This window comes from Nocardioides sp. (genome assembly GCF_035697785.1).
Taxonomy (GTDB): Bacteria; Actinomycetota; Actinomycetes; order Propionibacteriales; family Nocardioidaceae; genus Nocardioides_B.
Genome location: NZ_DASSCL010000100.1, coordinates 31756 through 45654 on the forward strand (window position 1 = coordinate 31756; position 13899 = coordinate 45654).

The 13899-nt window shown below is 70.2% G+C and carries 11 protein-coding genes and 1 pseudogene; 2 read left to right on the top strand and 10 right to left on the bottom strand.

Going from position 1 to position 13899, the window contains the following annotated elements; all coding sequences use genetic code 11:
• Window positions 1–36: 36 nt before the first annotated feature.
• From VFH10_RS10220 to VFH10_RS10255, 8 genes are all read right to left on the bottom strand, one after another.
• Window positions 37–1077 (bottom strand): aldo/keto reductase, encoded by a 1041-nt coding sequence (locus VFH10_RS10220; protein WP_325128137.1) that lies wholly within the window; start codon window positions 1075–1077, stop codon window positions 37–39.
• Window positions 1074–2411, bottom strand: a complete 1338-nt coding sequence (locus tag VFH10_RS10225; protein WP_325128139.1) for an LLM class flavin-dependent oxidoreductase — start codon at window positions 2409–2411, stop codon at window positions 1074–1076. Before VFH10_RS10225 ends, VFH10_RS10220 begins: the two co-directional genes overlap by 4 nt.
• Window positions 2408–3199 (bottom strand): ABC transporter ATP-binding protein, encoded by a 792-nt coding sequence (locus tag VFH10_RS10230; RefSeq protein WP_325128141.1) that lies wholly within the window; start codon window positions 3197–3199, stop codon window positions 2408–2410. The genes VFH10_RS10225 and VFH10_RS10230 overlap by 4 nt, the downstream gene beginning before the upstream one ends.
• Window positions 3175–4020 carry an ABC transporter permease gene (locus VFH10_RS10235; RefSeq protein ID WP_325128143.1) on the bottom strand — a complete coding sequence of 282 codons (846 nt, stop codon included), beginning with the start codon at window positions 4018–4020 and terminating at the stop codon, window positions 3175–3177. Before VFH10_RS10235 ends, VFH10_RS10230 begins: the two co-directional genes overlap by 25 nt.
• The gene (locus VFH10_RS10240; protein WP_325128145.1) at window positions 4017–5096 is read right to left on the bottom strand and encodes an ABC transporter substrate-binding protein; all 1080 of its coding nucleotides are present in this window, start codon (window positions 5094–5096) and stop codon (window positions 4017–4019) included. Before VFH10_RS10240 ends, VFH10_RS10235 begins: the two co-directional genes overlap by 4 nt.
• A gap of 136 nt (window positions 5097–5232) precedes the next feature.
• On the bottom strand, window positions 5233–6534 hold the full coding sequence (locus VFH10_RS10245) for a phosphodiester glycosidase family protein (RefSeq protein ID WP_325128147.1): 1302 nt from the start codon (window positions 6532–6534) through the stop codon (window positions 5233–5235).
• A gap of 157 nt (window positions 6535–6691) precedes the next feature.
• A complete protein-coding gene (locus tag VFH10_RS10250; protein ID WP_325128149.1) occupies window positions 6692–7630 on the bottom strand; it encodes a formylglycine-generating enzyme family protein in 939 nt (312 codons plus the stop codon).
• Between the two features lie 68 nt (window positions 7631–7698).
• Window positions 7699–9198, bottom strand: a complete 1500-nt coding sequence (locus VFH10_RS10255) for an arylsulfatase (RefSeq protein ID WP_325128151.1) — start codon at window positions 9196–9198, stop codon at window positions 7699–7701.
• A 92-nt stretch (window positions 9199–9290) separates the two neighbouring features.
• Here VFH10_RS10255 and VFH10_RS10260 point away from each other — a divergent pair, with 92 nt between their 5' ends.
• Window positions 9291–10283 (top strand): HAD family hydrolase, encoded by a 993-nt coding sequence (locus VFH10_RS10260; protein WP_325128153.1) that lies wholly within the window; start codon window positions 9291–9293, stop codon window positions 10281–10283.
• Window positions 10284–10321: 38 nt separating this feature from the next.
• Here the strand turns inward: VFH10_RS10260 and VFH10_RS10265 are convergent, their stop codons facing one another.
• Window positions 10322–11401: a PP2C family protein-serine/threonine phosphatase gene (locus tag VFH10_RS10265; RefSeq protein ID WP_325128155.1), complete on the bottom strand. Its 1080-nt coding sequence runs from the start codon at window positions 11399–11401 to the stop codon at window positions 10322–10324.
• A 397-nt stretch (window positions 11402–11798) separates the two neighbouring features.
• Here VFH10_RS10265 and VFH10_RS10270 point away from each other — a divergent pair, with 397 nt between their 5' ends.
• On the top strand, window positions 11799–13304 hold the full coding sequence (locus VFH10_RS10270; protein ID WP_325128157.1) for an arylsulfatase: 1506 nt from the start codon (window positions 11799–11801) through the stop codon (window positions 13302–13304).
• A 230-nt stretch (window positions 13305–13534) separates the two neighbouring features.
• On the opposite strand, the pseudogene VFH10_RS10275 reads toward VFH10_RS10270, so the two are convergent.
• Window positions 13535–13899, bottom strand: a pseudogene (locus VFH10_RS10275) (hypothetical protein); the annotation flags it as partial.

Here is a 13899-nt window from a genome sequence, read left to right on the forward strand (position 1 = left end):
GGCCCGCGGCACCGGCCGCGGGCCCTCCCGCACGGGTCAGCGCCGGATGCGCCGCCGGTCGGGGTCCACCAGGGCCGGCGGCGCATAGCCGCGGTCGGCGTCGTTGATGGTCGTCCCGGGCGGGACGATCTCGTCGATCCGGTCCAGGACGTCTCGCGGCAGGGTCACCTTCTCGACGCCGAGCTGCGACTCCAGCTGCTCCATCGTCCGGGGTCCGATGATCGCCGACGACACGGCGGGGTGCTCGAGCACGAACGCCAGCGCGAGATGGATCAAGGAGAGCCCGGCCTCGTCGGCGAGGTCCTGGAGTGCGTAGACCGCCTCGAGCTTGCGGCGGTTCTCCGGCGACCGCGGGTCGTGCCGGGCCGGCTGCCGCTGCTGCCGGCTCGACACCGGCGCGTCCTCCCCGCGTCGGTAGCGGCCCGACAGCCAGCCACCGGCGAGGGGACTCCACGGCAGCACGCCGAGGCCGTACTTCTCGGCGGTCGGCAGCACGTCACGCTCCACCTCGCGGGCCAGGATGGAGTACGGCGGCTGCTCGGTGACCGGGCGCTCGCGGTGCCGTCGCTCCGCCACCCACTGCGCCTCGACGATCTGCGAGGGCAGGAAGGTCGAGGTCCCGATGTAGCGGATCTTGCCCTGGCGCACGAGGTCCGACAGCGCGCCGAGGGTCTCGTCGATGTCGGCCTCCGGTCGCGGGCGGTGCACCTGGTAGATGTCGATGTGGTCGGTCTGCAGGCGCCGCAGCGAGCTCTCCACCTCGCGGATGACCCAGCGCCGGGAGTTGCCGCCCTGGTTGGGGTCGTCGTCGGACATCGCGCCGTGGAACTTGGTGGCCAGCACGACGTCGTCGCGGCGGCCCTTGAGCGCGCGGCCGACGATCTCCTCCGACTCCCCGCGGGCGTAGACGTCGGCGGTGTCCACGACGTTGACGCCCGCGTCGAGCGCGCGGTGGATGATCCGGACGCTCTCGGCGTGGTCGGTGTTGCCCCACGCGCCGAACATCATCGTGCCGAGGGTCAGCGGGCTCACCCGGACTCCGGTGGTGCCGAGGCTGCGCCAGTGGTCTGTCGTCATGCTGTCTCCAGGTGCTGGTCGGTGCGGGCGTACTGGCTGACCGGACGGTCCAGCCCATAGTGCTCGCGCAGGGTGCTGCCCGAGTAGTCGGTGCGGAACAAGCCGCGACCGCGCAGGATCGGCACCACCTCCTCGACGAACACGTCGAAGCCGCCGGTCAGCCACGGCGGCATGACGTTGAACCCGTCGGCCGCGCCGGCCTCGTGCCACGCCTGGATCTGGTCGGCCACCGACTCGGGGGTCCCGACGACGACCTGGTGCCCGCGCGCTCCGGCGAGCCGATGCATCAGCTGGCGGATCGTCGGCTGCTCCCGGTCCACGATGTCGAGCACGAGCTGTGAGCGGCTGCTGACGCCGCGCTCCCCGGTCTCGTCGACGAGGTGCCGCGGGAACGGGCCGTCGAGGTCGTACGCCGAGAGGTCGGCACCGGTCAGCCGGCGCAGCACGTCCAGCGAGTACGCCGGCTGGGTGAGGTGGTTGAGCTCGTCGTGCAGGTCCTGCGCCTCGCTCATGGTCGACCCGAGCACCGGGCTGATCCCCGGCAGGATCTTCACGTGGGCGGGGTTGCGGCCGAGCCGACCGGCCCGCGCCTTGATGTCCGCGTAGAAGCCGCGGGCGCTGTCCAGCGTCTGGTGCGCGGTGAAGATCGCCTCCGCCCATCGGGCGGCGAACGCACGACCGTCCTCGGACGAGCCGGCCTGGACGTACACCGGCCGGCCCTGGGGCGACCGTGCCGTGTTGAGCGGGCCGGCGACCGAGAAGTGCGGCCCGACGTGGTCGACCGAGTGGATCAGGTCGGTGTCGGCGAAGACACCGCTCTCCGCGTCGGCGACGAATGCGTCGTCCTCCCAGCTGTCCCACAGCTTCGTGACCACCTCGAGGAACTCCTCGGCGCGCGCGTAGCGGTCGGCGTGCACGGGATGCTCGTCCAGCCCGAAGTTCTGGGCCGCGTTCGGGGCGCCAGTGGTGACGATGTTCCATCCGGCCCTGCCCTTGCTCAGGTGGTCCAGGGACGCGAACAACCGGGCCAGGTTGTAGGGCTCGGAGTACGTCGTCGACGCGGTCCCGATCAGCCCGATCCGCTCGGTGACCGCGGCGATCGCGGACATCCACGTGAACGGCTCCAGCCGGAACCGGGACGCGTAGCGGATGTTGTCGGCCAGCGCCGGGCCGTCGGCGAAGAACACCGCGTCGAACTTCGCCGCCTCCGCCTGCCGGGCCAGGTCCTGGTAGTAGCCGATGTCGAGCACTCGGTCCGGTGCCGATCCCGGGTAGCGCCAGGCCGCCTCGTGGTGACCGCCGGGATAGATGAACAGGTTGAGGTGCAGGCTCATGAGGCCGCCTTCCGGTGGAGGGGGTAGGAACGTCGGGCCGCCTCGGCGTCGTCCTCGACACCGAGCTCGGCGAGCAGGTGCGTCCGCAGCTCGGCGAACTCCGGGTCCGCCTGGGAGCGGCGTCCGGTCAGGTGCACCGGCACGTCCCGACGTACGACGCCGTCGTCCAGCACGATGACCCGGTCGGCGAGCACGATCGCCTCGTCGACGTCGTGGGTCACCAGCAGCACCGCCGGCCGGTGTGCCTCGCAGAGCTTGCGGAGCAGCACGTGCATCCGGATCCGGGTGAGCGCGTCGAGAGCCCCGAAGGGCTCGTCGGCCAGCAGCAGCTGCGGATCGCGCACCAGGGAGCGAGCGAGCGCGGCCCGCTGCTGCTCGCCGCCGGAGAGCTCGTGCGGCCAGGCGCGCTCCCGGCCCTCGAGGCCGACCTCCGCGAGGGCGACGCGTCCGCGCTCCTCGGCGTCGGGGGCGCGCAGCCCGAAGACGACGTTGTCGAGCACGCGTCGCCAGGGCAGCAGCCGCGAGTCCTGGAACACGACGGACACGTTCTCGGGCACCGAGATGCTGCCGTGCCCGGTGACCTCACGGTCCAGCCCGGCCAGCGCCCGCAGCAGCGTGCTCTTGCCGCTGCCGCTGCGGCCGAGCAGGGCGACGAACTCGCCCGGTGCGATGCGCAGGTCCAGGCCGTTGAGGACCCCGCCTGCCTCGTTGAAGCTTCGGTGCAGGTTGCGGACCCGGACGGCCACGTCGGCGTCGGGGTCCGTCAGCTTGCCAGGGTGCGGCGCCATGAAAGTGCCTTCCTCTCGATGAGTCGGACGGAGCCGTCGGCCACGAGACCCAGGACGGCGTAGACGACGAGTCCGACGACGATCACGTCGGTCTGGCCGTAGTTGGACGCGAGCGTGATCATGTGGCCGATCCCGCTCGTGGAGTTGACCTGCTCGACCACGACCAACGCCAGCAGCGCGGTGGTCACCGCGAACCGCAGCCCCAGCAGGAAGCCGGGCATCGCGCCGGGCAGCACGACGGCGCGGATGAACTCGGCGCGGCTCACCCCGATCGTCTCCGCGAGCTCCGCGTAGCGGCCCTCGATGCTGCGTAGGCCGTTGTGGGTGTGGATGTAGATCGGCACCATGACGCCGAGCGCGATGGTGACGACCTTCATCTCCTCGCCGATGCCCAGCCAGAGGATGAGCAGCGGGATCAGCGCCAGCGTGGGGATGGAGCGCTTCACCTGGATCGGTCCGTCGATGAGCGCCTCGCCCGTCCGCGACAGGCCGGAGAGGACCGCGAGCACCGTGCCGACCGCGACGCCGATGCCCAGCCCCAGCAGGGCACGCAGCGCCGAGGTGAGCAGGCTGTCCTGGAGGCGGCCGCTCTCGGCCAGGCCGGCCGCCGTGGCGACGACGGTCCAGGGCTCGGACAGGGTCCGCGGGTCCAGGAACCCCGTCGCGGAGCCGACCGCCCACAGGGCGAGGAGCAGGACCGGTCCGATCGCGAAGCCGAACGGGATGCGTCGCCCCGGCCCCAGCCGGCGTCGCACGACGCGGTCGTCGGAGGTTGCGTCCACCTCCTGCGCGGGGCTGTGGGTCGCCTGCAGGGTGCTCATGAGGTTCCTTCGACGGCGTTGGCGATGACCTTCTCGTAGCGGCGGTCGTAGAGCGCCTCGACGTCGAGCGGCTCCTGCCCCTGCTCCTTCTCGAGCAGGTCGGCCGTCTCCTGGTGCCGGGCGATGAACTCGTCCCACGAGGTCGGCACCTCGAACGTCCCGAGCGCGTCGACGACGAACTTCGCGTCCTCCGGCGAGAGGCCCTCGTGGTCGACGTAGAAGGCCTGCGCGAACTCGTCGGGGTGCTCGCTGATCCACTGCTGGGCCTTCGCCCACGCGGCGACGTACTCCTTCAGCGCGGCCGCGATGCTCGCGTCCTCGAGCGTCTCGGTGGGTGCGTAGAGCGTCCATGAGTCGTCGCGCACGCCGGGCTGGAGGGTGGTGGCGCCGTCCTGCTCGTACTTCGCACGGTAGGTCTTGACGAGGGTCTGCCCGAGGGGTGCGACGTCGACCTGCTTGCTGCCGAGGGCGTTGACGTAGGCGTCGTCGACGCTGGTCATCTCCACCAGCTCGACGTCGTCCTGCTCGAGCCCGACCTGCTTGAGGACCCGCAGCACGAGTGCGCCCTGGGCCTGCCCCGGGCTGTAGGCGATCTTCTTGCCCTCGAGGTCCTCCAGGCTCTCCACGCCCGCGCCGGGTGCGACGCCGAGCTCGTAGGTCGGGTGGTTCAGCGGGTCGACGGTCTCGCGAGCCGCGACGATGCGGATGTCGGTGCCGGTCCACTTGGCGAACAGCGGAGGAATGTCGGCCACCGCACCGACGTCGATCGCGTCGGCGCGGAACGCCTCGAGTGTCTTGGGGCCGCCGCTGATGTTGGCCCACTCGACCTCGACGTCGAGCTCGTCGATGAGGCCGGACTCCTCGAGCGCGGTCTGGGTGGCCGGGTCCCCCACACGCAGCACGGTGCCGGCGGGAACCTCGTCGGGGACGGCGGCGGTCAGGGCGAGGTGCGCACCCTTCTCCTCGGCACCGCACGCGGCGAGCCCGAGCAGGGAGAGCAGTGCGGTGGCGACGCCCGCCACGAGCGACGGCCGGCGGCGCCGGGTGTGCGCGTGGATGGTTCCGGGGGTTGGCATGAGGTGACTCCTTCGAGTGTCCTGAACTAAGTCACCTAAATTACTACACTATTGATCCGAGAAAACCACACCCCGTCTCGGCTGCTGGGGCGTGTCGCGGCCGACCGCTTCCGGGCGAGCCGCGCGGGCTAGCCGATCAGCGTCGGCGCGCCCAGGGCGTCGGGGACCAGATCAAGGCGTCGCCGACCTCGCGCTCACTGCTGCCGCTCGGCCGGTTGGCCACGGCTCCGTTGACCACCATCGTGGTCGATCCGCCGCCATCGAGGTTGATCGAGTCGGCCATGTCGAGAGCCAGCGCGACCGCGGCCGTCTCGCGCAGCCCGGCGCCAACGCTGGTGGCCTGCCGGCCGTCGATGGTGACGATCCGGATCTGGCCGGCGCTGGTGCGGCCGACGAAGGTGCGGGGGTGTCGCTGGAACAGCGACGTCTCGCCGCGCGGCACGGCGACCTGACCCGCGCGGGTCAGGGTGAAGCGGCCGTTCACGCCGTACATCCAGGGACCCGTCGGGATCCGGGCACCCGTGCTGTCGCGCAGGCGCATGCTGCTGCGGAGGCAGGCCTTGCGCTTGTTGTTGTGCATGCGGGTGATCGTCATCAGCCGCTTGGTCTGCTTGCCGGTCGCCTGGATCGAGGTCTGCACCGGCTTGAGCGTGGTGCCGCGCTCCTTCTCCCTGCGGATCACGCAGCCGTTGCGGCCGAGCACCACCTCGACGCCCTTGCCGCTCGGCGTGTTCGCGCTGAACTGGGCGGGCAGCCGGACCACGTCTCCGGACTGGCGGCACTTGGTGGGGTTGTTCTTCTTGGCGCACTCGGCGGGCACGACCGGCGGGTGGCCGAGCATCTCGACCTTGAGCCCGTTGCCGGTGCGTTTGTTCACCACCCGCTCCCGCCAGGACAGCTTGCCCGGCATCGAGACCTGGTTGGTGCGCGAGTCGACGAGCAGGGAGACCTCCGCGGTCCCGGTGCTCGGCTCACTCAGCAGCTGCCCGTCGTACAAGCCGAGCCCGACCGGGTCCCCTGGGTAGTTGCTGCTGCCCGAGAACGTGAAGAACGAGGCGTTCACCGCTGCCATCGCCCCGGAGTAGGCCGCGAGCTCGCTGGTCTTCTCCGTAGGGGCGAGGTCGGGGCCGTACGTCGCCCGCAGGCTGCCCACCGCGACGGCCGGGTCGATCGTGAGCACCCGCACCTGCCACGGGCCGCGGCGCGTGGTCTGGTAGTCCTTCTCCCTCGCCGGCTCGGTGCCGCGCGAGATGTGGGTCAGCGAGACCCCGGGCGCGAGCTCGGTGACCGTGCGGGTCTCGACCAGGTCGGCGTCGCCCAGCGGCAGCGGCACGTCCTCACTGGTCGCGGGACCGCCGGTGGCGAGCCCCACGAGCAGCGTGCCGAGGCCGACGGCGACGAGCTTCCTGCTCGCCCGGACAGTTGAGGATCGACGCACCACGATCTCCCCCGAGGTTTGAGGACGGAAGTAAAGATTGTGCGGCATGAGGCGCCCTCACCCTGGCATCGGGGGCCGCCGTGCGTGTCGCACCCGACCACGGATGGCGCCCCCCGCGGCCCGGTCGGGATGCCCCCGAGATCCTGCAGCCGAGCGATCAGGCAGTCTCGGCACCCCGTCGCGCGCACCGGAACCCGATGTGGCTCATCCCGGTGTCCACCATCTGGGGGCGGCGTGCGGCGGGGCGGTAGCGCAGGCAGTAGGAGTCGGCGCACAGGTGCGAGCCACCCTTGATCACCTTGCGGCCGATCCGGAACTGGGGCTGGGCGGCGTCGTAGCTGTTCGCCTCCGCACCGCCACGCGGGTTGTCCGGGACGCAGCACGGTGACGCTGCGTCGTCGGGATGGTGCGTGGTCCACCAGTCCTGGGTCCACTCCCAGACGTTGCCGGCCATGTCGTGCAGCCCGAAGCCGTTGGCCGGGAAGCTCCCGACCGGGGACGTCCGCGTCCACCCGCTCTCCCGGGTGCTGCGCCACGGGAAGTCCGGCCCGTCCCACGTGTTGGCCATGATCCGGCCGCCGGGACGGGGTTCGTCCCCCCAGGTGAACGTCGCTCCCTCGAGGCCGCCGCGTGCGGCGTACTCCCACTCGGCCTCGGTGGGCAGTTCGGCACCCGCCCAGGCCGCGTAGGCGGCGGCGTCCTCGTGCGCCACCTGCACGACCGGATGGTCGCGCCGGCGCTTGATCGAGCTGCCGGCACCCTCGGGGTGGCGCCAGCAGGCGCCCGGCGTCCAGGTCCACCACAGGCTGATGTGCCGCAGGTCGACCGGGCCGCTGGTCGGAGTGAACACCATCGAGCCGGGCACGAGGTTCTCCGCCGGGGCCTCCGGGAAGTCGGCCGGGTCGAGCGGACGCTCGGCGACCGTCACGTAGCCCGTCGCCCGCACGAACTCCTCGAAGTCGGCGTTGGTGACCGGCACCGGATCGATGGCGAACGCAGCCACCCGCACGTGATGGGTGGGCCGTTCCTCGGGATAGTGCGCGTCGGAACCCATCACGAAGGTCCCGCCCGGGAGGCTGACCGGCTCGCTGTGCACCCGCCGACTGTAGACGTCGGGTCGGCCCTGCTTCGTGCTCGACACAGAATGCTCCGCCCTGAGCCGGGTCAGGCGCTGGGGACGCCGGCCCGCAGGTGCTGCATCACACGCTCCAGGCTGAAGCTGGCGGGTGCCTGCCGGGCCGGGAACTCGGCCAGCGTCTGGAGCATCTGCGCGACGTACGCCTGCGCGGGCACCACCAGCCAGGCGTGGTCGATGAGCCAGTCGTAGTAGGTGTTGGACGTGATGTCGGCGCGCTCGTAGGGATCGGTGCGCAGGTTGAACATCTTGGGCACCCGGAGCTCGGTGTAGGGCTCGGCCCAGACACGCAACGTGCCCACGGCCCGCTGCTCGAGGAAGACCAGCTTCCAGTTGTCGTACCGCATCGCGGTCAGATCGCCGTCGTCCGAGACGTAGAAGAAGTGCGTGCGCGGACTCTGGTCGGCGGCGCCGGTGATGTAGTCGAGCTGGTTGTGCCCGTCGAGATGGACCTTGTACGTCGTACCACCCAGGTCGGCACCTGCCTTGAGCCGGTCGGCCACGTCGGCCTCCCCGGCGGCGGCCAGCAGGGTGACGAACCAGTCGGTGTGGCTGACGATGCCGTTCAGCACCCGGCCGGCAGGGATCCGGGCGGGCCACCGGACCATCGCCGGCACCCGGTAGGCGCCCTCCCAGCAGGAGTTCTTCTCGTTGCGGAACGGCGTCATCCCGGCGTCCGGCCACGAGTTCATGTGCGGGCCGTTGTCCGTGGAGTACACGACGATCGTGTTGTCGGCGAGACCGTTGTCGTCGAGGTGGTCCAGCAGCTCGCCGACCAGCTCGTCGTGGTCGCACATCGTGTCGTGGTACTCCGACTGCCAGCGCCCCGCCCGGCCGCGGCTGCCGTCCTTGAGGTGCGTGCGGAAGTGCATGTGGGTGGTGTTGAACCACACGAAGAACGGGGTGTCGGCGTCCTTCGCCTCGGTCATGAACCGCAGCGCGTCGGGCAGGATCTCGTCGTCGACGGTCTTCATCCGTTCCTTGGTGAGCGGTCCGGTGTCCTCGACCTTCTGTGTCCCGTCCCCGGTGGCCCAGGAGTGAAGCACGCCGCGCGGGCCGAACCGTCTGCGGAAGTCGGGGAACTCGTCCTCGGTCGGGTAGTCGAAGTGCTCCGGCTCCTCCTCGGCGTTGAGGTGGTAGAGGTTGCCGAAGAACTCGTCGAAACCATGGGCGGTGGGCAGGAACTCGTCACGGTCGCCGAGGTGGTTCTTGCCGAACTGGCCGGTTCGGTAGCCGAGGGCCTTGAGCGCCGTGGCGATGGTCGGGTCCTCCGCCCGGAGCCCGATGTCCGCCCCGGGCATGCCGACCTTCGTGAGTCCGGTGCGGTAGGGGTTCTGCCCGGTGATGAAGGCGGCCCTGCCGGCCGTGCAGCTCTGCTCGCCGTAGTAGTCGATGAACCGGACGCCCTCCGCCGCGATCCGGTCGATGTTCGGCGTCCGGTAGCCCATCAGGCCCTCGCTGTAGCAGCTCAGGTTGGCGATCCCGATGTCGTCGCCCCAGATGACCAGGATGTTCGGTCGGTCCGACATTGATGTCCTTCCTCCGCGGGCCCGGGCAGGGCGTCGCCGGGTCGAGCCACAACCTAGGTCGGTGCCGGATGTGGGGGCATCACCCTCGCGGGGTGACGCGGACGGCGACATCCCGCTGGTTCGATGACGGCGACGGCGACGTACGACGAGGCGGGTGCGGCGTGGGCGAACCCCTGGCAACGTGGAACGAGGGTGTGGCGAAGGAGACGATCCTCGACTTCGTGGAGCGCGCCTGCGCCGACGGCTCAGGGGGCGTGCCGGCCGCCGACCGGGTGGCGGTGTTCGACAACGACGGCACCCTCTGGTGCGAGAAGCCGATGCCGATCCAGCTGGACTTCATCCTGCGACGGCTGGCCGAGATGGCGGCGAGCGACCCGGAGCTGCGCGGACGCCAGCCCTGGAAGGCGGCCCACGAGAAGGACTACGCGTGGCTGACGAACACCCTTGCCGAGCACTACGCGGGGAACGACAGCAACGTGAGAATCTTCGCGGGCGGCGTGCTCGCGGCGTTCGCCAACATCACCGTGGAGGACTTCGAGGACCAGTCCGAGGCGTTCCTGCGGAAGACCCAGCATCCGCTGCTGGGCCGTGGGTACCTGGAGTGCGCCTACGCCCCGATGGTCGAGCTCCTGGGCCACCTCGCGGCCAACGGGTTCTCCAACTACATCGCCTCCGGGGGTGGCCGCGACTTCATGAGGCCGATCACCGAGGAGGTGTACGGCGTGCCCCGCCAGCGGGTGATCGGCAGCAGCACCGCGTTGACGTACGTCCCGAACGCGCAGGGCGGCTCGATCGTCCGCCAGGCGGCCGCCGACTACCTCGACGATGGTCCGGAGAAGCCGGTCCGCATCTGGACCCGCACGGGCAGGCGACCGATCCTTGCTGCGGGCAACTCCAACGGGGACATCGAGATGCTCGACTTCACCCAGCACCTGGAGGCGCCGACGCTGCGCCTGCTGGTCCTGCACGACGACCCGGAGCGGGAGTACGACTACACCGCGGGAGCCGAGCGGGCGCTCGACCGGGCCAGGCAGAGCGGCTGGACTGTCGTGAGCATGAAGGACGACTGGGCCACGGTGTTCTGACCGTCATCGGCCAAGCCTGGGCGCGACCGTGGCCGCCGCTACGCGTGGCGTACGGAGGCTACCGAGGTCTTCGGCGTCACCTCGCTGGCGTTCTCCAGCAGGACCAGGGCAGCGTCGTCGGAGAGCTCTCCGCCCGGGACGTGGTCGCGGACGCTGGCGAGGAACGCCTCCATCGCCTGCTCGAGCGTGGCGTCGCCGATGACCGGAGCCAGGCTGAGCAGGGAGAGGAACTCACCGTCGGACCCGCGGGCCTCGCTGACACCGTCCGTGTACAGCAGCAGCCGGTCCCCGGTGCCCCACGTGAGGGTGAAGGAGTCGTGGCTCCCGCCCAGGCCGAGCGGCAGCCCCGGCGGGATGTTCAGCAGCTCCGCGGTGCCGTCGGCGCGGACCAGCAGCGGCGGGGGGTGTCCGCAGCACGTCACCGTGAGCCGGTTCGGCCGGGTGACGTCGACGATCAGTGCGGTGACGAAGTCCTCCTCGCCGAAGAACGGCCGGAGGTAGGAGTCCATGTCGCGGGCGACCTCGTCGAGGTCGGAGTAGTGCGCCGCGGCCTGCCGGAACGCGCGGATGACGCGGGCGGCCTGCTCGATGGCGCCGAGACCCTTGCCGCGCATGTCACCGATGAGGAAGCAGACGTGCCCGCCGGTGAGTGAGCAGTCGTAGAGGTCCCCGCCCACCATGGCGTCCTCCGCCGACGACCAGTACTGGGCGGTGGCGTGCACCGAACCGGCCGTCTTGGGCAGCGTCGGCAGGATGACACGCTGGGCCACCTCGGCGATCGCGGCGACCCGGGCGAACCGGTGTTCCCGCCGGATCCGCACCTCGGCGATCACGACGGCCGCCCCACTGATCAGCACCACGGCGAGAAGGCGCACCCACTGCTGGGCGGTGTCCCAGTTCTGGTTGTAGATCCCGGAGAAGGCGGTCAGCAGGACCGCGGCCACCGCGAAGCCCGCTGTCGTCCTGGCCGAGCAGACCGCGCAGGTGATGAGCGGCGCGACCGGGAACAGCGGATCGGGCACGCTGGACGGCGGAAGCAGGAAGTTGACGCCGGTCAGAACGATCAGCCAGGACAGCGCCAGGACGACGCCGAGTCGCGCGGCTCGTTCGTTCGACACATTCCCTCCGTCAAACCGCCCTCGACCACTGAAGGAACTGACTGCACCAGCAAGGCTGAGCCGCAGGGTGCTGACAAGCCCGCGTGTTGCCTGTCCGAGACGATAGCGGAGACGGGTGTCTCGGGTCCGCCCACTCGGCTTGTCACTGCCGACCCCTGCGGACGGCGAGCCACGCGCGGTCTGGGATATGCGTCAGCCGCACCGCGGATCGGCGTTCTCCGCCGGCACGAGCCACGAGGGGGAACTACCCGCAGCTCACCTGATGGGGATGATGCTCGCGCTCTCCGGTTCGCCCAGCATCGAGGTGTGGCTGTCGGTGGCGAGACGGGTGCGGCCGGGAACGTCTCGCCGGGCTCCCGCCCAGCGACGCCAAGACCGCTCAGGAAGGGCGCCCCACATGTCGACCGAGAAGCCGAACATTCTCCTGATCCTGGCCGACGACATCGGCTGGTTCGACGTCGGCGCCTACCACCGGGGGCTGATGGGCACCAGGACGCCCAACATCGACCGGATCGCCTCCGAGGGGGCGATGGCGACCGACGCGTACGCGCAGGCGAGCTGTACGGCGGGGCGGGCCGCGTTCATCACCGGTCAGATCCCGATGCGAACCGGCCTGACGACTGTCGGGCTGCCAGGTGCGAAGCAGGGCCTGCAGCCCGAGGACCCGACCCTCGCGGAACTGCTCAAGCCCCTCGGCTACGTGACCGCACAGCACGGCAAGAACCATCTCGGTGACCGCAACGAGTTCCTGCCGACGGTGCACGGGTTCGACGAGTTCTACGGGAACCTCTACCACCTCAACGCCGAGGAGGAGCCCGAGCAGCCCGACTACCCGAAGGACCTGCCGATCTTCCAGCAGTTCTTCATGCCGCGAGGGGTGCTCGAGTGCAAGGCCACCGACATCGATGACCCGACGGAGGACCCGCGTTTCGGGAAGGTCGGCAAGCAGACGATCAACGACACCGGTCCGCTGACGCGCAGACGGATGGAGAGCGTGGAGGAGGACCTGTTGGAACGGTCGCTCGACTTCATCGACCGCGCCCACCGGGCCGGGACTCCGTTCCTGCTCTGGCACAACACCACGCGGATGCACGTCTGGACGCGCCTCTCGGAGAGGTGGAAGGACAGCACCGGGCTGGGTCGCTACGCCGACGGCATGGCAGAGCTCGACTGGGTGGTGGGCGGGCTGCTCCAGAAGCTGGACGACCTCGGCATCGCCGACAACACCGTGGTCGTCTTCACCACCGACAACGGCGCCGAGAAGTTCACCTGGCCCGATGGCGGCACGTCGCCGTTCCGGGGCGAGAAGGGGCTGGGCTGGGAGGGCGGCTTCCGGGCGCCGTTCACCATCCGCTGGCCGGGGACCATCCCCGCCGGCCAGGTCCTCAACGGGATCCTGTCCCTGGAGGACGTGGTGCCGACCGTCATGGCCGCGGCCGGAGTTCCGGACATCAAGGAGCAGCTGCTGGAGGGGTACCAGTCCGGAGAGAAGAACTTCCGAGTGCACCTCGACGGCTACAACCAGCTGCCCTACCTGAGCGGCGAGGTCGAGGAGTCTCCACGGCACGAGTTCTTCTACTACGGCGAGCACGACCTGTTCGCGCTGCGCTACAACAACTGGAAGGTGCACTTCCTGGTCAAGGACGACTGGTTCGCCGGTGCCATGCTCCGCCCGACGGTCCCACGACCGGTGAACCTGCGGGTCGACCCGTTCGAGCAGCACATGGACGCCCCGGCGTACCCGCTCTACGCCGGCGAGAAGCTCTGGACGGTGCTACCGGCCGCCGCCCTCGTCCAGCAGCACGCCGCTACGTTCGACGCCTTCCCGCCCCGACAACCACCGCCCGACTTCAACCCCCAGCAGATGCTGGACCGGGTGCTGCAGGCGGCGGCGGGCCAGTAACAGGTTTGGCCGCGGCTCTCAAGATCGGGACGACCGCTGGGCGCCACCCATCGCCTGTCAGACGTTGAAGCGGAACGATCACGCGGGGCTTCGGCCGTTGGTGGTCATCGCCGACTGATGCCGGAAAACGCGGCCTGACCTGCGGAAACGCGTTCGCGAGACCGTTGGACGTCGTCGGCGAGAATCGGTCTCGGCTGGACTTCTTGCGGACTATTTGCGGACCGCTGGCCTCAGTCATCGCCGTCCAGGTCGAGGATCGCGCGAGCGACCTCGGACGGAAACAGCGTCGACCAGATGATCTCGCCCGAGCCAGGGTTCATCTCGGCCAGAGGCGACGGTTCGGGCTGCCAGTCTTCGGGCGCAACTCCGGGGACGCAGTCCAGAAGCAGCGCGAACATCTGCGGGTCCGGCACTCCCTCGGCAATGATGGCGAGGTAGGCCTCGTGCCCGTTCTCTGCCCGGACGAGCGCCTTGATCCGATGGTTCCGGAACTCGGCTACGGCGAGATGGCCGCTCTTCAGCGACATCGCGACGAGCCGGATGACCATGCTCTTCATCTCGCGCCGCCACGCGACGGCCTGTTCTGCAGCGAGGC

What these genes read in the sequence shown, in the direction of transcription:
- VFH10_RS10255 (WP_325128151.1), bottom strand. Translation starts at nt 9,198, where the DNA reads ATGTCGGACCGACCGAACATCCTGGTCATCTGGGGCGACGACATCGGG.
- VFH10_RS10240 (WP_325128145.1), bottom strand. Translation starts at nt 5,096, where the DNA reads ATGCCAACCCCCGGAACCATCCACGCGCACACCCGGCGCCGCCGGCCG.
- VFH10_RS10235 (WP_325128143.1), bottom strand. Translation starts at nt 4,020, where the DNA reads ATGAGCACCCTGCAGGCGACCCACAGCCCCGCGCAGGAGGTGGACGCA.
- VFH10_RS10270 (WP_325128157.1), top strand. Translation starts at nt 11,799, where the DNA reads ATGTCGACCGAGAAGCCGAACATTCTCCTGATCCTGGCCGACGACATC.
- VFH10_RS10230 (WP_325128141.1), bottom strand. Translation starts at nt 3,199, where the DNA reads ATGGCGCCGCACCCTGGCAAGCTGACGGACCCCGACGCCGACGTGGCC.
- VFH10_RS10220 (WP_325128137.1), bottom strand. Translation starts at nt 1,077, where the DNA reads ATGACGACAGACCACTGGCGCAGCCTCGGCACCACCGGAGTCCGGGTG.
- VFH10_RS10225 (WP_325128139.1), bottom strand. Translation starts at nt 2,411, where the DNA reads ATGAGCCTGCACCTCAACCTGTTCATCTATCCCGGCGGTCACCACGAG.